Origin of the sequence: Hornefia butyriciproducens, from assembly GCF_009695915.1 — a bacterium.
Lineage (GTDB): Bacteria > Bacillota > Clostridia > Peptostreptococcales > Anaerovoracaceae > Aminicella > Aminicella butyriciproducens.
On record NZ_VUMZ01000001.1, the window covers coordinates 434,766 to 454,840 of the forward strand.

Annotated in this window: 30 protein-coding genes; 4 read left to right on the forward strand and 26 right to left on the reverse strand. The window is 44.2% G+C overall.

Translation table 11 applies throughout. The features are described from left to right. Positions 1-69: 69 nt before the first annotated feature. From FYJ64_RS01940 to FYJ64_RS01965, 6 genes are all read right to left on the reverse strand, one after another. Positions 70-1,071 (reverse strand): NADP-dependent oxidoreductase, encoded by a 1,002-nt coding sequence (locus FYJ64_RS01940; protein ID WP_154573559.1) that lies wholly within the window; start codon positions 1,069-1,071, stop codon positions 70-72. Further along, a complete protein-coding gene (locus FYJ64_RS01945) occupies positions 1,068-1,517 on the reverse strand; it encodes an Rrf2 family transcriptional regulator (protein ID WP_328596974.1) in 450 nt (149 codons plus the stop codon). Before FYJ64_RS01945 ends, FYJ64_RS01940 begins: the two co-directional genes overlap by 4 nt. Positions 1,518-1,519: 2 nt before the next feature. Next, complete coding sequence (locus FYJ64_RS01950; RefSeq protein ID WP_154573560.1) at positions 1,520-2,332, reverse strand: nitroreductase family protein; 813 nt, start codon at positions 2,330-2,332, stop codon at positions 1,520-1,522. Positions 2,333-2,524: 192 nt separating this feature from the next. Beyond that, positions 2,525-3,154 (reverse strand): permease, encoded by a 630-nt coding sequence (locus tag FYJ64_RS01955; protein WP_154573561.1) that lies wholly within the window; start codon positions 3,152-3,154, stop codon positions 2,525-2,527. Beyond that, a complete protein-coding gene (gene arsB / locus FYJ64_RS01960; protein WP_154573562.1) occupies positions 3,154-4,194 on the reverse strand; it encodes an ACR3 family arsenite efflux transporter in 1,041 nt (346 codons plus the stop codon). The genes FYJ64_RS01955 and arsB overlap by 1 nt, the downstream gene beginning before the upstream one ends. Before the next feature lie 100 nt (positions 4,195-4,294). Continuing rightward, positions 4,295-4,615 (reverse strand): ArsR/SmtB family transcription factor, encoded by a 321-nt coding sequence (locus tag FYJ64_RS01965; RefSeq protein WP_154573563.1) that lies wholly within the window; start codon positions 4,613-4,615, stop codon positions 4,295-4,297. Positions 4,616-4,866: 251 nt separating this feature from the next. Here FYJ64_RS01965 and FYJ64_RS11760 point away from each other — a divergent pair, with 251 nt between their 5' ends. Beyond that, positions 4,867-4,950: a hypothetical protein gene (locus tag FYJ64_RS11760; protein ID WP_154573646.1), complete on the forward strand. Its 84-nt coding sequence runs from the start codon at positions 4,867-4,869 to the stop codon at positions 4,948-4,950. 60 nt (positions 4,951-5,010) lie between these two features. Here the strand turns inward: FYJ64_RS11760 and FYJ64_RS01975 are convergent, their stop codons facing one another. After that, positions 5,011-5,583, reverse strand: coding sequence for a flavin reductase family protein (locus FYJ64_RS01975; RefSeq protein ID WP_154573564.1), 573 nt, complete (start codon positions 5,581-5,583; stop codon positions 5,011-5,013). Between the two features lie 21 nt (positions 5,584-5,604). After that, positions 5,605-6,153, reverse strand: a complete 549-nt coding sequence (locus FYJ64_RS01980; protein WP_154573565.1) for a flavodoxin family protein — start codon at positions 6,151-6,153, stop codon at positions 5,605-5,607. A gap of 118 nt (positions 6,154-6,271) precedes the next feature. Between FYJ64_RS01980 and FYJ64_RS01985 the strand changes: the two genes are divergently transcribed. Next, positions 6,272-6,601: a winged helix-turn-helix transcriptional regulator gene (locus FYJ64_RS01985; protein ID WP_154573566.1), complete on the forward strand. Its 330-nt coding sequence runs from the start codon at positions 6,272-6,274 to the stop codon at positions 6,599-6,601. A gap of 116 nt (positions 6,602-6,717) precedes the next feature. Further along, entirely contained in the window at positions 6,718-6,942 is a 225-nt protein-coding gene (locus FYJ64_RS01990; RefSeq protein ID WP_235897080.1) for an integrase, read from the forward strand. 68 nt (positions 6,943-7,010) lie between these two features. On the opposite strand, the gene FYJ64_RS01995 is transcribed toward FYJ64_RS01990, so the two are convergent. The 8 genes from FYJ64_RS01995 to FYJ64_RS02030 form a co-directional block, all read right to left on the reverse strand. Then, positions 7,011-8,030, reverse strand: a complete 1,020-nt coding sequence (locus FYJ64_RS01995) for an SIR2 family NAD-dependent protein deacylase (protein ID WP_465250599.1) — start codon at positions 8,028-8,030, stop codon at positions 7,011-7,013. A 48-nt stretch (positions 8,031-8,078) separates the two neighbouring features. After that, positions 8,079-8,375, reverse strand: coding sequence for a macro domain-containing protein (locus FYJ64_RS02000; protein WP_407928754.1), 297 nt, complete (start codon positions 8,373-8,375; stop codon positions 8,079-8,081). Positions 8,376-8,379: 4 nt separating this feature from the next. Next, positions 8,380-9,000 carry a 4Fe-4S binding protein gene (locus FYJ64_RS02005; protein ID WP_328596975.1) on the reverse strand — a complete coding sequence of 207 codons (621 nt, stop codon included), beginning with the start codon at positions 8,998-9,000 and terminating at the stop codon, positions 8,380-8,382. A gap of 57 nt (positions 9,001-9,057) precedes the next feature. Further along, positions 9,058-9,498, reverse strand: coding sequence for an Rrf2 family transcriptional regulator (locus FYJ64_RS02010; protein WP_154573567.1), 441 nt, complete (start codon positions 9,496-9,498; stop codon positions 9,058-9,060). Between the two features lie 57 nt (positions 9,499-9,555). After that, a complete protein-coding gene (locus FYJ64_RS02015) occupies positions 9,556-10,329 on the reverse strand; it encodes a nuclear transport factor 2 family protein (protein WP_154573568.1) in 774 nt (257 codons plus the stop codon). A 964-nt stretch (positions 10,330-11,293) separates the two neighbouring features. Beyond that, positions 11,294-11,974 (reverse strand): DsbA family protein, encoded by a 681-nt coding sequence (locus FYJ64_RS02020; protein ID WP_154573569.1) that lies wholly within the window; start codon positions 11,972-11,974, stop codon positions 11,294-11,296. A gap of 31 nt (positions 11,975-12,005) precedes the next feature. After that, the gene (locus FYJ64_RS02025; protein WP_154573570.1) at positions 12,006-12,884 is read right to left on the reverse strand and encodes a radical SAM protein; all 879 of its coding nucleotides are present in this window, start codon (positions 12,882-12,884) and stop codon (positions 12,006-12,008) included. A 101-nt stretch (positions 12,885-12,985) separates the two neighbouring features. After that, positions 12,986-13,300, reverse strand: coding sequence for an ArsR/SmtB family transcription factor (locus FYJ64_RS02030; protein ID WP_154573571.1), 315 nt, complete (start codon positions 13,298-13,300; stop codon positions 12,986-12,988). A gap of 185 nt (positions 13,301-13,485) precedes the next feature. Between FYJ64_RS02030 and FYJ64_RS02035 the strand changes: the two genes are divergently transcribed. Continuing rightward, positions 13,486-13,650 (forward strand): integrase, encoded by a 165-nt coding sequence (locus FYJ64_RS02035; protein ID WP_154573572.1) that lies wholly within the window; start codon positions 13,486-13,488, stop codon positions 13,648-13,650. 52 nt (positions 13,651-13,702) lie between these two features. Here FYJ64_RS02035 and FYJ64_RS02040 read toward each other — a convergent pair whose 3' ends face one another. The 10 genes from FYJ64_RS02040 to FYJ64_RS02085 all read right to left on the reverse strand — a co-directional run bounded on the left by FYJ64_RS02040 (position 13,703) and on the right by FYJ64_RS02085 (position 20,041). Then, the gene (locus FYJ64_RS02040; RefSeq protein ID WP_154573573.1) at positions 13,703-15,004 is read right to left on the reverse strand and encodes a hypothetical protein; all 1,302 of its coding nucleotides are present in this window, start codon (positions 15,002-15,004) and stop codon (positions 13,703-13,705) included. 429 nt (positions 15,005-15,433) lie between these two features. Continuing rightward, positions 15,434-15,973, reverse strand: coding sequence for a hypothetical protein (locus tag FYJ64_RS02045; RefSeq protein ID WP_154573574.1), 540 nt, complete (start codon positions 15,971-15,973; stop codon positions 15,434-15,436). A 10-nt stretch (positions 15,974-15,983) separates the two neighbouring features. After that, positions 15,984-16,385: a hypothetical protein gene (locus FYJ64_RS02050; protein WP_206045503.1), complete on the reverse strand. Its 402-nt coding sequence runs from the start codon at positions 16,383-16,385 to the stop codon at positions 15,984-15,986. Between the two features lie 17 nt (positions 16,386-16,402). After that, positions 16,403-16,801: a hypothetical protein gene (locus FYJ64_RS02055; protein WP_154573576.1), complete on the reverse strand. Its 399-nt coding sequence runs from the start codon at positions 16,799-16,801 to the stop codon at positions 16,403-16,405. 17 nt (positions 16,802-16,818) lie between these two features. After that, complete coding sequence (locus FYJ64_RS02060; RefSeq protein ID WP_154573577.1) at positions 16,819-17,103, reverse strand: hypothetical protein; 285 nt, start codon at positions 17,101-17,103, stop codon at positions 16,819-16,821. A 4-nt stretch (positions 17,104-17,107) separates the two neighbouring features. After that, positions 17,108-18,358 carry an ATP-grasp domain-containing protein gene (locus FYJ64_RS02065; RefSeq protein WP_154573578.1) on the reverse strand — a complete coding sequence of 417 codons (1,251 nt, stop codon included), beginning with the start codon at positions 18,356-18,358 and terminating at the stop codon, positions 17,108-17,110. 10 nt (positions 18,359-18,368) lie between these two features. Then, a complete protein-coding gene (locus FYJ64_RS02070; RefSeq protein ID WP_154573579.1) occupies positions 18,369-18,641 on the reverse strand; it encodes a hypothetical protein in 273 nt (90 codons plus the stop codon). Continuing rightward, a complete protein-coding gene (locus FYJ64_RS02075; protein WP_154573580.1) occupies positions 18,634-19,050 on the reverse strand; it encodes a hypothetical protein in 417 nt (138 codons plus the stop codon). Before FYJ64_RS02075 ends, FYJ64_RS02070 begins: the two co-directional genes overlap by 8 nt. After that, positions 19,038-19,448: a hypothetical protein gene (locus tag FYJ64_RS02080; protein WP_154573581.1), complete on the reverse strand. Its 411-nt coding sequence runs from the start codon at positions 19,446-19,448 to the stop codon at positions 19,038-19,040. Before FYJ64_RS02080 ends, FYJ64_RS02075 begins: the two co-directional genes overlap by 13 nt. Beyond that, positions 19,448-20,041: a hypothetical protein gene (locus FYJ64_RS02085; RefSeq protein WP_154573582.1), complete on the reverse strand. Its 594-nt coding sequence runs from the start codon at positions 20,039-20,041 to the stop codon at positions 19,448-19,450. The genes FYJ64_RS02080 and FYJ64_RS02085 overlap by 1 nt, the downstream gene beginning before the upstream one ends. Between the last annotated feature and the right edge of the window lie 34 nt (positions 20,042-20,075).

The window sequence follows — 20,075 nt, forward strand, 5'->3', positions numbered from 1 at the left end:
TAATGAGCAGACACGAATTAGTTTTCGGCCATATCAACTACGCACTTACATCAGTTCATATCATTGTGTTTACATTGTTATTATTGTCTTACCCTTGGATTGTCCGCACTTTACTTTTGCAAGAGCTTCATTAATCTGGTCCAGGCTGAAGACAGAATCAATAGATGTTTCCAGAGGATGATCCTTGTCAAACAATCTGCCGATCCTCTCTAACTGATACCCGTTCTCCTGCACAAAGAGGAAATCATAGGTCTGATCTTTTACCGCTGCCATTTTATCGTATTTGCTCCCGGCAATCTGAAAAAGTGCTCTCTTGAATAGCGGCATCCCGATTCTTTTTGCAAATCTTCCGTTTGGCAATCCTCGCAGAGATACCAGGCTTCCGCCTTTTTTCAGCACCCTGAATTCATTTGGGAGTTCACTGTCTCCAAGCGTATCGAGGACATGATCCACATCCGCTAATACGTCCGCGTAATTTTTCTTCCTATAGTCAATGAACTTCTCCGCGCCAAGCCTTATTACACGCTCTTCATTTTCTCCGTTTCCGTTAGTATACACATGCAGTCCAAGCCTTCTGGCGACAGGAATTGCCATAGCGCCAAGACTTCCGGTACCTCCCGAGACAAACACAGATTCGCCTGTCTTCACCTGCATAATCTCAAAAGCCTGCATCGCCGTAAGTGCAGTAAGCGGCACTGTCGCCGCCTCCTCATAAGACAAATAATCCGGAATCGCAGCGAGTGCAGACTCTTTTACTGCCGCATATTCTGCAAATGCACCTATTTTCTTCAGCGGCATCCTGCCGTAGACCCTGTCTCCAGGTTTAAAATGTGCAGCAGTCTTTCCCGTTTTTTCAACCACTCCGGCAAATTCATTTCCCATTATAAGCGGCATCTTATATGGGACGATCAACTTCACCTCGCGCCGAATGATCATATTATCCAGAGGATTGACAGCCGCTGCTTTAATCCTTACGAGAACCTCTTCACTTTCCGGAACAGGGATTGGAAGATTTTGAACATCTAAGCTCGTTCCCTTCTTATCATAGTGCGTAAGTACTGCTGCCTTCATTTCGTCTTCTCCCTTCCACCATCATGTTCATTGATGTATATGCGCATGTTGTTGATACAATCCGCAAGCGTGATCCCAGAAAGTTCCTTTTCCACACGCTCCTCCATATCCCGAAACATTCCGTTTAGAACAGGACGAATATTATGCCCGACAATGCAGGCGTCATTCGGATTCTGATGGATATCAAACAGATGTAATGTACTGGTCTCCATGACGGATGTGTAAATATCAAAAAGTGAAATTTTTTCCGGCTCCCTGATCAGCCGAAAGCCGCTGATACCGCGACGCCCCTCAATGATTTCTGCTTTGCTGAGCCTTGTAGTAAGTTTTCGGATATAGCTCGCATTTGTTCCGACACTTGCTGCAATCTGAGCGGAATTCATCGGTGTTTCTGATTCCGAGATCAGGATCAGCATATGGAGTGCGGCCGAAAATTTCGTATCCACAGTTACACCTCCAGCACATATGTCGCAATATATTCCGTATCTCCCGCAACTGAGATTCCGGGATCAGCCTGAATAAATCGACCTTTGAGTCCACTTTCCTTTGCCGCTATTTCGAAATGACAAAGTGCGATCCCCAAATCCACCTTCTGAATATCTCCGGTAGATTCCTTTGCATATCCCTTCGTCTTCTTTTCATAAAAATACACTTTGTTCTTCCCCACAACAGCTCTCCAGGGCTGCTTATTTGTGGCAGAAGGCGCAAGCCTTACCATTTCCAATGGCAACTCCCATATCCCTGCCGTTGCCACGCTTAGCGGCTTCTGAAAATCGTCATGGAAAAACAATTCCTCAAACGGAAGACGACTGTCCGATTTCAATCCCTTTCGCATCATACTCTCACGAATTGAGCGTTTCGCGGCCGCAAACCCGAGAGGCGTAACCGCAGGCATCACTTCATCATCTTCTAAATGAATAGCCTTCTCGAATGCCTTACGATCAATTGTCGCAGCCAGCCATACTGTACCTAACCCCAAGGACGTTGCATAGAGAACAAACTTCTCAAATGCATATCCAAACGAGACTTCTGCATTTTTCTGTTTTCTACACTTTCCCGCTATAAAAGTGTCTGCGCCAATGATCACCGGGCTGGTAACACCTTCCTTTTTTGCGTTCAGGATCGTGAAGGTGACCGGAACTTCAAACAAACCCGTGTCTCCCTGAAGGAAATTCTTCACCTTATTCAATGTCTGCTCCGGAATCTCCTGTTCTCTATAAGTTCGTATGCTTTTTCTTTTCCTGATCACTTCTGTATCCATTTTTTCTCCTTAATATCATATTTAAATTTGTATCTGATACTAATACATTATCAGATACTATCATTCTTGTCAACAACAAAATCGGCAGGTCACAATAATATTCGGAAAACTGAGTGAGTAACGGCGAAGCTATCAAAAGCAAGGACGCGTTAATACAATTCTTTGCGAACGATGGATCCGGCAGCGTTGATTTCAAAGTTTAAAGGTGGATACGACTTGATCTCTGGAATAGAGCAGCCGATCCTTTACGGTAAGATTTGGAGACTCTATATCCACCTTGCTATTATTATTGCGGATAAAATCAGCAATCTGATCTTCCATGCGCAGGTTATCTATCAATGTCCCGCCAAGAACCGCAATGACAAGACCCAGCACCACATAGGTCACGGCAATCTTCACACCAAAGATACTGATGAGAAGCACAAGACTCCCCAAATCCACCATTGGCGATGAAATGAGAAATGATAATGTCACCCCAAGCGGAAGCCCTGCGCTCGTAAATCCCATGAAAATCGGAATAGAGGAGCAGGAACAGAATGGTGTAACCGTTCCGAGCAGCGCGCCTACCGCATTTGCTCCTATTCCATGAAATCTTCCCATAATCTTCCTGCTCCGCTCCGGAGGAAAGAAACTCTGAATGTAAGAAATCAGAAAGATCAACACACAGAGCAATGCCGTGATTTTAATTGTGTCATAAATGAAGAACTGTATACTGCCACCAATCCGACTATCTAAATTAAATCCGAACATGAGCAGCAATTGCTCAATCAGGGCATTCAACCACTTCATCCCAAGGATCTGATCCTGAATAAAAGTCCACATTACACAAACCTCGCTGTCGTTTTATTTGCTATTCGCACAAGCAGGAGCATGACGGGTACCTCCGTTAGAACGCCTACAGTGGTGGCGAGCGCTGCAGGACTTGTCGTACCAAATAGTGCAATCGCCACAGCTACCGCAAGTTCAAAGAAATTTGATGCTCCGATCATCCCGGCAGGAGCCGCAATATCATGCGGTAATTTCAGCAGCTTGCTTGCTCCGTAAGCGATAAAGAAGATCAGAAAGGTCTGAATGGTTAACGGCACCGCTATCAAAACAATATGAAGCGGATTAGACAGAATCACCTCTGCCTGTGAACTGAAGATAATAACCAACGTCAACAGCAGCCCTATCGTTGTGGCATTGTCGAACTTGTGGATAAAAGTACTCTCAAAGTAATCCGCGCCTCTTTGCTTCGTGACCGTTATCCTCGTCAGGACGCCGCCGACAAGCGGAATCACTACAAACAGAAATATGCTGACGAACAGAGTGCTGTAGGGAACAACCACATTAGAAACGCCTAAAAGAAATTTTACGATCGGAACAAAAGCCACAAGGATGATAAGGTCATTTGTAGCCACCTGTACGACCGTATAAGCAGGATTTCCCTTTGTAAGCGTACTCCACACAAACACCATCGCCGTGCATGGAGCAGCACCTAAAAGCACTGCTCCTGCAAGGTATTCTGTTGCCAATTCCGAAGATATGAAAGCTTTGAATACTACAAATAAAAATAGATAAGCAATTCCGTACATAGTGAAGGGCTTGATCAGCCAGTTCGTCACCCACGTGACCAGAAGCCCTTTCGGGTTCTTCCCAATTTGTTTTACGCTCTGAAAATCCACTTTCATCATCATAGGGTAGATCATGACCCAAATGAGAACAGCGATAGGAATCGAAATGCCGGAAATCTGAAATTTTCCGAGTGTGGCAGGAATGGCCGGGGCAAAATGCCCGAGCAGCACTCCTATAGCCATGCAAAGCAGTACCCACACAGAAAGATACCGCTGAAATGTATTAATCCCTTTGCTCTGATTGTTCATGACTTCGCCTCCATTAGTTTTATATATTGAAATGCATCTATGTTTATGACCTTTATATAGGCAATCCCAAGGGACTGCCTATGTTAATGAAAGATATTGATTATTCCTTTTTCTTGCATCCGCAGGATACGCTGCTGTCTGTTTCACAGTCACATCTTGCGTAGGCGCTGATCATTTCACGGAACTCTCTAACCCCGTTTGCTGAAATGGAGTAATGCATCCATTTTCCCTCTTTGTAGTAATCAACAAGACCACTGTCTGCAAGAATTTTCATGTGATGCGAAAGAGTCGGCTGCGTGATATTCAGTTCTTCCAGCAGATCACATCCGCACTTTTCTCCATGCTGCAGCGCAAGCAGGATCGCAAGGCGGTTCTCATCTGTGAGTGCCTTCATTTTTTTAACATCTTCTCTCAATCCCATGACCTTCACCTCCAGGAGATATACATATTATGTCGCACGCATTCACGGTTGTCAATGCATCAATGTATATTTTTTAATAAGGACTTCTCTCCTTCAATGGCTGCAGTATGGAAGCCTTCCTCCAACATCTATCTTACAGCCACAACTCCCCAGCATCTAACTCGGCAACTCAATATGGCTTTCCTGCAATATTAACTCTCTACAGTTCTTTCTTACTGGATTTCAGGAACTCCATGATCTCATCATAGGTCCTGTCGCTTTTAACAAATGCGTCCACCGCTGCCGGATATGATTACAATGCCGTTCAGAAAAGAGTCAATGAAATGCTGTCATAATTCTTTCTCGGGTGCGTTAACATCTTTACTGATGGTAGCGCACCTGACATTTTATTTTGCTTATTTTTTCATTAAGCTTGCTCCGGCTTTCCACGCCTTTCCGACCTGTTCTCCGGAAACATAATAGCCGTGCTGGAATTGGTCAAAAATCAGTGCCTGTAGCTTAGACGGATCAACCTTTCCGTTCTCAGATAACACTCTTTCCTCGGCAGCCGTATTGATGATCTTTCCAACGATACAGTAGAAGCTCTCGGTTTCGCTCACCTCTGCCAGTTCACATTCCATGACAACGGGGAATTCATCGATGATGGGTGCATTAACGAATTCGCTCTTTACTGCTGTATAACCGGTGCGTTCAAACTTATCGTTCATTTTATTGCCTGTAGCAATTCCAAAGAAGTCAGCAACATCCATGTGCTCCTTATCGGCAAGTGCTACAGTGAAAGCCTTTGTCTTCAGAAGGTTCTGCGTGGTCTTGTGCTCCTCATCAATAAACAGAGCAATTCTGTCCGCATTGCAGATCATACCCCATGCTGCGTTCATGACGTTCACTTTTCCATTCTCGTCGTATGCCGCTACCATCAAAACCGGCATCGGATACACTGCCTGTACTACACCAAGATTTTTCTTCATTATGATTGTCCACCTTTCATGTTATTGAATTGAGTTACCAAGGGCATACGCCTCTTGAAGTTCTTTTTTGCCATCTGTGTCACCGGGCTGGGTTACATATCCACAGAGAATTTTTCCGAGGCTCCTCCATCCGATATGCTTTTCAAGATGATCATACCAGTGCTCGCTTTCCTCAAATCCAGCGCCCTCTGCAGCCATAATCAGGACAGATTCCTTTTTAGGATTTCTGCAGTTTGGATCACTTTCAGCAATTGCGAACAGTCGATCAAATGCGTTCTTCAAAAATCCAGAAATAAACCAGTAGTATAACGGCGAAGCAAGAACCACCACATCCGCTTCCTTATATAGTGGATATATCTTCTCCATGTCATCTCTCTGTGAACACGGATGCTCCGAATCTTTACCACCGCCCCAGCAGCCAATGCATCCGTTGATTTTCATTCTGGATAACTGAAACTCTGTAACTTTATTCCCAACTTCTTCTGCACCCTTCTTAAATTCAGCTGTGAGTGCAGATGTGTTTCCTTTTGGACGCGGGCTTCCGTTAAGGATAATTATATTTTTTGCCATAGCGCACCTCCTGCATCGTTCTTGACTTCTTCAGCAAGACAATGTATATTATACAAGTACATAAATTATTTTCAAGTACCTACATATAAGTAAGGTACTTACTTCGAGGTAAGCTATTATGAAAAACGACATAGCCGATGCAGATTTTGAGACAACCGGGTACAGTTATACCCTTTCTCTTATAGCAGGAAAGTATAAGCCCATAATTCTTTACTGTTTGATGGAATATGAGCCAGTCCGCTTCAATGAAATGCAGCGATATTTGAAGAAGGTCGCTGATAAGACTTTAAGCCAGAATCTAAAGGAACTCGAAGCCGACGATCTCATCATCCGCAATGTCTATCCGCAGATTCCTCCCAAAGTCGAATACTCCTTGACAGAGCGCGGTCATTCCCTTGTAAAAGTGCTCGACAAGCTCTGTGACTGGGGAAATGAAAACCGAAAATAACTGAATATCCAATCTGCATGCCTGCGAGTGTTCTTCGGAATGCCCGCAGGCTTTTTTTATTTTCCTCCGCTCAAACCGGCTCTGAGTCTCCACTGGATACTGGAGGTGGATATGTTATGACAGACGAAATCACAAATGTTCAATCCGAGCTTGACAGCCACCACCGGGAAGAAGCCATGAACCGGATCAAGGAGCTGCAGGACTTCATCGTCGGTCAGGAAACCGACATCACAGAGTTTGATGAGGCTCTGGTCAAAAAGCTCATCGAGAAAATCACCGTCTTCGCCGACCACTTCACCGTGGAATTCAAGTCCGGCACCACAATCGGCATCGAAGCATAAGACAAGGCTCCTTGCCACTGAACCTAATCAGTAGCGAGGAGCCTGATTTTTCTTTTAAAGCCCTGTCTTTATTTCATCTTCGCAAACACATCACCAATATCCCCATCAATGCAGATGCTTTTGTTTGCAATTTCGCCCGGACAAAATGCCTCGCCATAATTGATACAAGCATACACTGCCTTTTCATTTTCCATCGTCATTTGCCAGAACGGGTACTTCACAATGACAGGTGTATTGGCTCCTACGCCAAGCTCCAGATAAAGCACCTGAAGATTCTTAGTCTTAAGCAGGAATTCCGCATATGCCGCAGACACTCTGTGCCACCCTTCATCCTCGACAAAGGAATCATCCGCACGAAGATTCATAGTAACATCCGAACCATCATCTGGACATTTCGGAATGAGCGATACCGGAATCTTCATTTTCAGTTCACCACTTTCAGGAACCTGAAACACCCCATTCTCGTCCCTTATGAACCCCTGAGCCTCCATTGCTTTCATTACCCATTCTTCATTATCATAGGTTTTCTGCATGGATGAATTGGCGCTCTGGAAAAGTCCATAGTCTCCTTGGGTGTAGAACAGACGCCTTTTATCGAATCCTGCTCTCTGAAACTGGTGATCTACGTTCGTTGTAACAACAAAATAATCCTTATCTTTCACAAGTGAGAGCAGTTCCCTATAGACAGGCTTCGGTGCATCAATATATCGGTTGAAATAGATATGCCTTGCCCACCACGCCCAGCGTGTTTCTTCATCGGGGAAGGGATAGAAACCGCCGGAATACATATCCCGGATGCCGTACTTTCTTGCAAAATCAAAGAAGTACCTTTCAAATCTCTCTCCGCTATAGGTCAGTCCGGCGGAAGTAGAAAGTCCGGCACCCGCTCCGACCACAATAGCATCTGCCTCTTCGATCTCTTTCTTTAATCCAGAGAGTCGTTCCTCCTTAGAACCTGTTTCGAATGTCATATTTCTGCTGAAATAACGCACCGCACTGAGTCCCTTTTGAATGCTCTCCTGATAACCGTTCGGCATTTCATCGTATAAGTTCTTCATAGTATTTTTTATCCTCGTCCTTAAAAACATTAAAGATCACCCTTTCCATACTGCCCGGATGCTTTTTCATCCAATCGTTCACCGTTTGTACCGCAATCTCCGCCGCCCGTTTGTTCGGAAAGCGAAATACACCGGTAGAAATACAGCAGAAACGATACCTTTTTCTTCTGCTCTACCTGTCAGATATTCATCCTGAACAGCGAGTACATCATCTGAAAAAGCCTTCGGCATACGGATGTTCATAAGCGACCGAAGAATGCGTCGTTTTCCTTCAGTGCCTTTAGGCGTTTCCAAATCTTTATATTGAACAGAATCTGTTCTAAATTCCTCTACGAGATAATCCAGCCGCTGATTCTGTGTCATTTTCTCATTCATACTGTTACCTTCTTTCCACCGCACCTACAGGACATTTCGTCATGCAGTTCCCACAATGCAGGCAGTGTTCCTGCTCGATAACATAGGGAATACTATCTGTCATGATGCAGTTCTGCGGACAGACTGCCGCACAGCTTCCACAGCCGATGCAGGCATCAGTAATGAAATATCCCTCTGCCTTTTTCTCTGCTCCTCCGAAGGTAAAGGAGACACGCTCGATCGGTTTCTTTGAAAGATCAAACCACTCACCGCTGCCCTCATATATCTGAAACACCGTCAGAGCATGCATAGACTCCTCTGTGGGATATATCTTTCGCATATACGGATTTTTCTCGAACAGCTCCGGAATCTTATCATATCCAAGCTCCCGAACTTTTCCGCGGATAGACACAGCCACACTGCTCATGGTATCCTCACCCTTCATCGCAGTAAGAGCAAGAAACTCTCTTTTCTTCAGTCTGTCATAAAAGCCTTTGCCCTTTGCGGTAAGGAAATACAACCCATTTTCATCACTGTCCATCATATCGATTGCTGCCGTCACCGGAAGGCACTCGTCATCGACAGTCGCTACAATCGTTCGATGGATTTCATTCACTATATAGTCAAGATAGTCTTTTGCTGTCACGGTTGACGCCTCCTTAGAAAAAGCCCCCGAAGCTGTCTGCCCCGGAGTCCCGTTTTGTCAGGTTTCTTTTGTCAGAATCTCCTGCATTCCTGTCCTCAAGTCCGCTATGGTGTACTTTTTCATCTCGTCCTCCATAGCGTTTTGAATGTCTTTCAGCTTGTCATCCAAAAGAGCATGGATGTTTCTTCCTACAGGACACTCCGGACTCGGATTTTCATGAAACCGGAATAAGTCTCCGCCCTCTACAGGCTCTATGGCCTGATATACATCATAAAAGGATATCTCCGACAGTTCTCTTGTTGGCGAGATTCCGCCAGTTCCCCTTGCTACTGTGATAAGCCCTGCACTCTGCAGCTGTGTGAGTATTTTTCGAATGATGACCGGATTGGTTCCTATACTTCCCGCGAGAAAATCACTCGTAACCTTATATTCATCCTTAAACGTATCCACACAGGTGAAGATATGTAAAGCCACCGTAAATCTGCTCGATATCTGCATATAAAACACCTCCGTCTATCATTCTACATCACGCATGCTGTAATTTCAACGGTTACATTAGAATTTGCCGTTTGTGTTCTGCCAAGTCTCTTTGTCAGCAATGGTTTCCATGACATCCCAATGCTCTGCCACCTTACCGTTCTCAATCCTCCACAGATCGTAGTAGGAAGTAGGAGTTCCGCCAAAGGTGCCCTCGGAAACGGCCAGTACATAATTGCCCTGTGCAAGAACCTGATGGATATTGTCATAGATCATCTGAATGCCCTGCTTACCAAGCGCATCAAGCGCAGCGCCGAGACCGGAAAGGCCGTCAGCAATTCCTGTGTTGTGCTGAATATAGATGTCACCGTCAAAGTAGGAAGGTGTCTTTTCAGGAGCCTTGCCCTGCATTACATCATGAAGGAAGTTCTTGATAATCTCACGGTTCTCCTCAGTCTTATCGAGGTCTTCCAGCGAGTCGTAGCCGTCAACCTGTGTATGTCCGGACGGATTCGGAGCTGCCTTTGCCGCGAGATTGTCCCAATGCTCAGCAATCTTACCGTCAGCATCGAAACGGAAGATGTCAAAGGCGACCTGTTCTCCGGCTCCTGCGAAGTTGTAGATCGTCTGCAGAAATACCTTGTCTCCGTCCTCGAAAGCACGAATGTTATTGACAGTAGTCTTAACGGGAGCGGATGCAAGATAGGCAACGCTGCCTACAAAAGCGTCAGCGCCTGTGCCATAAGCGAGGTTGTGCTGAATGTAGCCGGGAGCAAGAAGCTCCTTTGCCTTTGCGGTATCACCGTTTGCGAATGTGCCGATAAGTGCCAGTGCCTTTTCTTTCTTTGTCATGATGGTATCCTCCTTAAAAATCTGTAATTTGCGTTTCTGATGTAACCACCGTGGTTTCATCCGATGGCATTAATATAACACGCAGCAGATGTAATGTCAATAGTTACATCAATTTTTTTCAAAAAAAATTGCCGGACGCTTTTTGTGCATCCGGAATTTATTATTAGTTCTGACATCTATCTCACAGCCACAACTCCCCAACATCTATCTCGGCAACTCAACATAGTGACATCTATCGTGGCAACTCAACTCTCACACTTTTTGAGCTGATTTGCCCTTGGATAAGTTACCGAGAAGCGCATGTCCCGCCCGATGCCAAATTTGCCCGATTCCCCGAAAACCGCTGTATTACTAGGCTTTCGCGCCTATTTTCCTTCGACTCTTGACATCAATACTACGGTCTCAATATGGCACGAGACAAGCACCTGAATGTCTGGATTCTATATCTGATACAATGTAACTTTTCCGGCATTTACACTCCTTAACCCAAAATGCACACTGGGTCTGTATTTCCTCGTTTCATACAGATGGGTGCATTGGGTGTATGCAAACTATCACACCTGCTGATCTTCGTTTTCCAGGCACAAATAGACCTGGAAATCCTCAATTTTCAACATTATAACATTTCGATTAAAATGATTCCACTCTGCCACTCAACACAAAAACACCCCGCCGGAGCGGAGTGTCTGTCACCTGATTTATGTTCAGTTATACCTCTATCTCGGTACCGTCCCGAAAGGTGAAAATCATCTCCTTCCGGCGGCCTACTGTGACGAAATCCACCATGCAGGCCCACAGCCACGGATCAAATTCCTCAATCACACCGTTCTGTTCTTTCAGCTTCCCGATGAAATCCTCAATCCGTTCTGACCTTGCGTTCTTTTCCGATATCTGGCGGTTCGCTTCATCAAACTGCTTGGTTCAAAGATTTTCGGCAGTTTCATAATGCCCTCCTTCAAATAGCTTATGAACAACCTGTACCGTCGATATTACAGGCAACGGGCGTATTGTATCCATCATTGAGGATCCCGCCCTTTTCCTTAATGATATTCAGATTTTCCTCTAAATCATTGAGGGTAATTGCACTTCCTTTTAAGTCATAATGCTTCCCATTTATTTCAAGAAACAGCGTCGGGAAGGATGTGACTCCTATTTTTCTTGCCTCATAAAAGTCCGGATGGTACTTGCCCTCTTCAGAAATACGGACGAAATCCTCTGCGATCTTGTCTGCAGGAAGGTCATAGGATTTGGCGATTGATTCGATCGTCGCCACATCAGAAAGTGATTTGCCATCCAAATAGAATGCTTCATGCATCTTTGACGCAAGATTAACATGTTCTCCTTTAGGTAAGAAGCTCCTGAGAACTCCAAATCCTATTGCGGCATCATTCGAGTCAGGAACCATACTTCCCGTCTCTAACAAGTTCAGATATGGCTTGCCGAATTCCACTCCAAACATATCTGCGATTCTTTTATTCGTATCACTCATATACGGAAATGCCGAAAGCGAATGTCCGTCCATAAATAATCCACCTGATAGCACCGTTACTTCCAATTCCGGATGTGCTTCAATAAACGGTTTAAGAATTGTCTCAAACCCATAGCACCATCCACAATAGCTGTCAAAAATATAATACACCTTCATCTAAATACCACCTTTCTGATTTTTGTCCTGGTCACAGGCTTCTCATGCTGTCTCTTCGCATCCGCAATCGCTCTTCTCCCTGTTCGTCTGCACCCTGTTTGAGCATCGCCAATATCTTCTCTTTGTCATCCGGAAGATGTCCATATACCGGCATCATATTGGAGACATTCGTTGCATCCAGCAGCGTGTGGATTTCAAGCGTCTTCACAAAGGTATACAGTTCCTGTATCTTTTCTGTCTCTGTAGCTTCTACAAACTCACCCCTTCTCACTTCTTCCATAAGCGGCGTATCAGGGAAGATGGAGAGTCCGGAAGCCAGCACCCTGACGGGCGACAGATGGTTCAACACTTCTGCCGTTTTAATGGCATGCCCCATACCATAATCATGGCCTCCCAGTCCGTATAAGAAGATGACGGAATAATGCATTCCTGCTTCATCCAGCTTGGAGAGCTGCTCTACGATATCACTTCCATGATAACCCTTATTCATCTTATCGAGAACAGCATCATCACCCGGCTCGATTCCGAATACGATCATGTCATATCCCATTTCTTTCAGTGACTTAAGCTGCTCCACAGACTTGTTCTTTACGCTGTCAACCCGGCCATATCCACCAACGGAAACGCCCCAGGGCAGGTATTCTTTGATCAAGTCCATGATTCTTTTAAGTCTGTCGTAGCTCAGCAGGAACGGGTCAGCTCCCTGCAGAAAAATCCGCTTTACCTTCCATCCGGAATCTCTTATTTCCTGAAGATCCTCCCGTATCTCACTCTCAGGAGATACAGAAAACGGTGCTTCCTTGTAAAAGGTACAGAAGCGGCACTTGTTATGCGAGCAACCTGACGTTACTTGTAAAAAACAGGAACCTGCCTCATAGGGCGGTCTGACAATTCCACATGAAAAATGCATAAAAATTCCTCCTTGTTTCTATATATCCTTATATCTCGTTTTGACGATATATAAGGCCTTAAATTAAACGGGATTCTCATCCCGCCTAATTTATGCACAACTTAAATTTCGTGTCCGAAGTAGTCTGACAGTGCAGCCAACATCTCTTCATTCCGTCTGTAATATGTCCACTTTCCGTGCCTTTCGGAAAGAAGCAAGCCTGCTTTTTGCAGCATATCTAGGTAATGAGATACGGTTGACTGTGATATCCCGGCTTTGTCGCAGATGCTTCCAACACACACACCGCCTTTCAGATCCACCACATCATCAAAATGTCCTCCCTGCGGCGGAAAGTTTTTCTCCGGTTCCTTCAACCACTCAATAATACTGAGCCGTGTTTCATTTGATAGTGCTTTAAAAATTTCAATCTTATCCATACATTTATTATATCTATCTTTCGCGATATGTCAATGCTTATAAGCAAAAAATCGGCTGATAGAGAAATATATTTACTCTATCAACCGCCACATCAGAGCCATACAATGCCATCGCTGATGAGATTTTCCGGCTCCGCGACCAGAAGGAACAGTCCGAGGTCGACAGCTACCACCGGGAAGAAGCCATGAACCGGATCAAGGAACTGCAAGACTTCATCGCCGGTCAGGAAACCGACATCACAGAGTTCGATGATGCGTTGGTCAAAAAGCTCATCGAGAAGATCACCGTCTTCTCCGACCACTTCACCGTGGAATTCAAGTCCGACATCACAATCGAAATCGAAGCATAAAAAGACTCCTCGCCACTGAACTTAATCAGTAGTGAGGAGCCTTTCTCTTTATTTATTCTGCTTTATCTGTTGGCAAATAGAAGATTTTACCGTCTTTTGAAATCAGTTGCACATCCTCGGCGTACAGTTCACTGTTATCCTGCGGATATTCAATAGATTTCGCTGACGCTTGAACTGCTATCATGTCCACTATTTTTTCGTCAATCGCCCTGAAATTGAGTTCGTCGTTAAATAATCCGGGAAGAAAATGAATAACACCATCGAAGCCAGCTCTTTTTCGCCTGATTTCATCGGTATCAATGCCTAATCGTTTTACGGATGTCTGATGCCACCCAGTCAATAATGCTTGAGTGTCTTCCACCTGCTTTGTGTATGTCGGCAATAGCGCTACACACTGCTCTCTTGATACAGTCCCCATATGAAGCGTATACCTCAAGTCGGAAATCTTATACAGAACATCAAGTAATGCTTTCTGGTACGTATACCAGTTTTGCGCCTCTTTTAATTCCTTTTCATAGGCTGCATAATCCAAATCGTTTTTCTTTGAATAGCCAGCCAGTGTTAAATTGACCTGACCAAGCAACTGCGTGCATTCTTCTTCCAGACTATCGAGCTGTGCAATCTTTGACAGCCTCAATTCATCATTCTCAAGGATCTCTACTTGAAAATCAGCAATTTTCTTAACATGAGCAACGAGCGAAAAAACTCGGCTTCGAAACTCGTTGTCTTGGAAATCAGATATTTTAGATATATCATCGCTGATTTCACCCAATTCCGCATTTATCCGTGTCATGTAATACTGCCCGACAACCATTGACGCAACTCCCATAGCTGCCGCTGCAGTGTTTGCTACTACAGCAGTTCCTTTTTGAGCTTGAACCGCCACAAGATTTGCATGACCTTGAATTCCATCAGCACCGCGATAAAATCCTCGAACCGCGCCTTCCATAGCCTGAGAATTGGTAAGCTTAGCACCAGCCGGAATTATGGCACGATATAAAACTTCGTTTCCCGCTTTTGCAGCTTGGACTGCATTTGTCCTAGCTACACCAGCTTGCGCCAATCCGGGAACAAGATTATTCACCCGTGCCAGAACTTTACTATCAGTTATCTCTACCAGCCTACTCTCGTCCGGTATTGCTTCTGCAGGGAGCATCTCCATCTGAATAGCAAGTTCATTGAGCTTTTGATCTGACTGAGATAATTCGCTGGTTTGCTTTGTAATTATCGTACCGTTATCCTTATCAGATTTATCCTCACCTTCGGGCGAACTCACTCTTTTTCCCCTATAAGTTAGCAAAGCAACAATGGCCAGCACTGCCACAATGCATATTCCAACTACAACATACTCCATTTTCGAAGTTCCTCCTTTTACTGTTCTATAATAGAAACAGTAAACTTTGCGAACATATCAAGTCGTTCCAGCCTTGACATCTATCTCACAGCCACAACTACCCCAACATCTAACTCGGCAACTCAACATAGTGACATCTATCGTGGCAACTCAACTCTCACACTTTTTGAGCTGATCTGCCTTTGGATAAGTTACCGCAGACAATTACCCGTTCCACCAACTCGAAACTGTCTGAAGCCGAAAAATGCCTGAAATCAAGGGCTTTCGCGGCTATTTCCCTTCGACCCTTGACATCAATACTACGCACTCCATATGGCAAGAGTTGATACCATGAATGTCAAAATGACTCTTGCCCGTTATCGGAAACTTATCATACCCTTTTTTGAGCATTTCCTCGTTATCGGGAACTTGTCAATAAGACGGTTATCATTATCCGACAATACCGGAATTGATAACCTTCATTTTACTATGATATTTTGGACATCTTTCTTTGCAAATATAAACGTATCCGTCCTTCGGCTCTTCTTCATCCTCGAAAAAATCTTCTGCCGGAATGGATCGCGTATAATATGTTTTGCAAGTCGGACATTCTACATCGTTCTCTCTAAAAATGCCACGCTTACAAATAATGCTCACCCTGTCATGGTTAAAAAGTTTCTTGCAATGGTAGCACTCATAAATAGTTGGTGTCAGACGAATATACGGCTCTCCATAGAGCAATCTGTTTTCTTCCCATTCTTCACTGCCAGGTTCTACATCCTTAAAGAGAAAGCAGTTTCCAGTCGAATCCTCTTCGGTAACAGTACCACGGAAAAGCTCAAATATTTTTCTGTAGAACGGATCACCTTCTCCTGATTCAAATTCCTGTTTCATTTTAATTGCGTCTAAATGCTCAAACCCGCATTCGCCTTCAACTAAGGTTTCATGGTAACCATATTCTGTACATTGAACTTCAAAATATAAGCCCATATTCTTTCTCCTATTGATTTAACCGCCCTATTCTATCCGCACTTGCCCGAACTCGTTTTCTTCCATCCCTGGTCAAAGTATTTCCATCCATAAGAAAGCCGTTCTTCTCTTCTCTCAAATCGGCAAATAAAACAGCCAGTTCTTCTATAGCAGCATCGACCTGACCTTCCATTTCTGTGGATATGTCAGGATCTCTCTCTTCGAATTGAATCTTGGATAAATACTCCCATGTTGCATTGGAAACTGCATTCCCATCCGCACACTTATTCAGAAGCCGCCAAAGAGAGTCAAGATACTCTTGGGCTTTGTAATCTGCCTTTACTGAAGCCGGCACCTCGCAGTTCTTTGCCCGGTACTCTGCCTCTATCTTTTTATACTCTTTCCAGTAAGAGCTAATCCTCATATCAATCACCTGATCCGGACTTTTTTCTAATACATTTCCTCTACTCTCTTATCAAGAACCGGATCCTTTATCGGAGAACCGTCTGTATTAAGTATCAGTTCCTGCGTTCCTTTGAACATGCAATAGCCGTCTTCATTCACATCCCAGTCTTGAATCCAACTCCATGAATTCTCTGGATCCCTGAGTAGGATATTCCCTTTTCCATCACATAACTGTCCCTCGTCACCGACCCAGGATCGATAATCCCAATAAAGCCTCAGCTCCTCGGATGCATGTTCATACATCCAGTGTTCAAAATCCTCGTGAAACTCCTGTTCCTCTTCTTCACTCATCTCGCGTTGCATTTCTTCTTCTGAAAACTGTGAAAAGTATTCTTCTGCCAACGCTTGAGACTCATCCCAAAGTGGCTCTGGTGGTCTCATCATAATGCTCACCTCTACTATTAATCCACATCCGAAATATCAGCTTCTGAAAAATCCCAGTCTCCATTGATTGCCTGCAGAACGGCTCTGTAAGTAATACGCTTTGGTATGATTTTGACGCACCAATCACTGTGATCAGAAAAAGGTGTGACAACAACAGACTGCCGTTCCGGTTCAAATCGTATTCTGTGGATTTGTCTGAAAGTTAACTCGCGCTCTTCTCCTGATTCTATCGCTTCCTCAATTTCCTTCTTAAAGTCAGGATGGTTTTGTGCATATACCATCCAGCCATATGTCATGATCATATTCTCACCTATTGTCAGCCTTGACCCACCAACCGCGGCCATCACGATAGCCGTACTTTTCCATGATTGGTGACAGAGCCACTATTGAATGCGGGTGTTCCTCGTCTTCACTCATGAGTCCTTCGGCTTTAGCAATTTGAATCAGCCGTTCTTCCAGAGAATCCATTAATTCCGCCCACGCGTCTGTGATTGCACAGGCATTCTCATATTCCTCTGTACCTTCTTCGAAATCGTACACATCATCTTCAACCCACCAGAACTTATTGAATGCTCCGGCAAACGCATCGACTAATTCCTGAGTGCCTTTCAGATTATTAGCCACATCCCACATTTCCTCTAATGAGACTTCCGGGAGTGGATCTCCTGCCATAATTACGGTTCCTTCCTCGAAGAAGTCTTCCACCGGGATCCAGGTTCGTTCCTGCATAGCCTCAATCGTATTGTTCCAGAGCACCAGTGGATTAGCACCCACGAAACCGCTTTCCTGCGCATCATTAACTTCAATAATGATCCATTCACCGGATGCAGTTTTGGCAACATCAATAGCCGGGAAGGACACAGCAAGTCTTTGTGCAGCCCAGTCAGTCAATTTGAGAACTTCCTGTAGTTCGCTTTCCGGTAAAGAGTATTGATGACCCATATACCAGTAAGGACCGTACGCCATACATTTGCCTTCAAAGTAGAAGAACCGGAATTCATAACTGATAGGAACCATATCCGGATACGAATCCGCATCGATCACCTGCAGTGGAACATATTCACGCACAGCTACCTTCTGCCAGGACAGTATGCTGTCGCGTTCCCATTCCTTTCTCAAAGCGTTATACTGATCAATGTTCTCGATGATGCACTGTGACTTTTTATGGCGATTTGTCTGCCTATTGCCTTTAATAAAGACAGGGAATGAGAAATCAATCAGGAGTTCTTCCACTTGAGGCAGCTCATCATATATCTTTGTGAACGGTGTTTTATCCTTCAGCGACGGGTACCATTCTTCAATTGTGCTGCAACGCAGATGTTCTCCCTCGTGCACGAGCAGCTTCATTCCCATGTCCTCGAGTGTCGCTTCCACTCCGGCGTAATCCTCAACCGCGCCTATATGCAATAAAACAGGAGCCTCTACTTCTGAAACAACGGATCTGCATTCAAAGTTGTTCCTGAAATCGAAGTCATATACATCGTTTCCTGTCTTCCGTAGCAGGACAGCAATATTTCCAATTGTAAAAAAGTCATCACTGATCGTTCTAATATCCATCTGTTAACCACTATTCGCAATCGTGCGCTTCTTTAATATCTTGAATCGAGATACACTCTTCTATACCATCATCCTCGATTCGAACTATATAATCACCATCCGCTGTAATATCAACAATCTCTCCTTCCCTTCCATCAGCGAGAGAAACGTGATAAAAAACATCTACGATTGGTGCCTCAATATACTTATCTCCTAACTCACGAAGTATTTCTTTCTCGGCTATTTCTACCGAATCTGTAATAAAGTCTGTGACCCCATCACAATACCAATAATAGTCATCCATCCTGACTATTTGTCCAGGCATCATCAACATATCTTCTTTTGAATGCCATGCCACGAGGAAGGATTACCCCTCCTCCAGAAAATAGCAGTTCGATTTCTCCGGAACAATCGTCATAGAAAAAATCCACCCGATCAAAGCGATGCATAATATCTACTATTTTCAGGCATAATTTTTCAACTTCTTCTGTTGGAACACTGAAGGGTTTTTCCATCTGTATCTTGCCCATCTCATCACTCTCTTCGTATTTTCCTTCCCCCGATATTTGTATTTCATAGATACAATGTGTTTCCGGTCCGTCTGGAAATGAATAATGTGATGAACGTACTACAATGCCCTTGATATCATTCACTATTCGTTTGTTTCTTTTCAGTTCTTCTTTATAGCTTTTTCCCGTATTCACGACACCCATATCAACTCCTGCTCACCGAGTCTTTTGCTTTCGCCCTCATCTATTATTCTGTAACGAAATCCCCGACCATAACGTGGTCCGACTTGGAAGCTTACAAAAGCATATTCATAATTACTATAAATGCCGACTGCCCCACGTCCTTCCGGAAAATACATCCCGCTGACAGGAGAAATTCTGTTTTTTGTCCCAACTTTTACTATCTCTAAAACCCCATTTTCGTATTTATATGTTTCGAGCGGATCAGATATATAAAAACCCACTGTACGCTTGTTTCCATAAGCAAAATCAATATAAAAGACACTTGGTGGTGTGCCAAAATGAGGGTCACTCTCTGTATTTGATATTTCCTCTAACATTTCAGTACAAATGTCCAGAAGCTGATTCTTGACTCCTATCATTATTGATCTCCATTGTCCGGGCTTATCATTTCAGCCTCTTTCGTCAGCATATAAACAACAACCGTTCCGATATCATTATATGGATGATTCAGTTCACCCCATTCCCCGAAACGTAGCTTGAAACATCCATTTTTTGCATAACGAAAGCAATAGTACTTTAGCTTTCCATCCTTTGGATCTATTTCACTTAGGTCTATTCCAGTATTATTGAATATGAATTCCTTTGCTATCAATTCTGCTTCAAGTCTTGTGCAGAGTGGAGCCACGTTTTTCTTCTCCCAGTTTTCTCTCCATTCTGGGTCCGGAACAACATATCTGCATTCACCCACAAGTTCTGCTGTTCTTTCCCACCGTTCAAGTCCGGTTTTTGATAGCAAATGAGACCGAATCCACATTTTAGGTGACTTAAGATCCTCATGCAAAGAAGCGAATTCTGCAGCAATATCAGAGATCGCCTTCTTTAACGATGGCGATATATCCCTGTATCGCAAAAACCGAATTGTCGGTATTTTTTCTATCCTCTCAAGCATCTGCTTTGATACAGTATCATAAAATGCGCAGGATTTACTTACCTCTATGACAAAACTTATCACCGAATTGACTTCCGGACCGAAACCCGGGAATCCC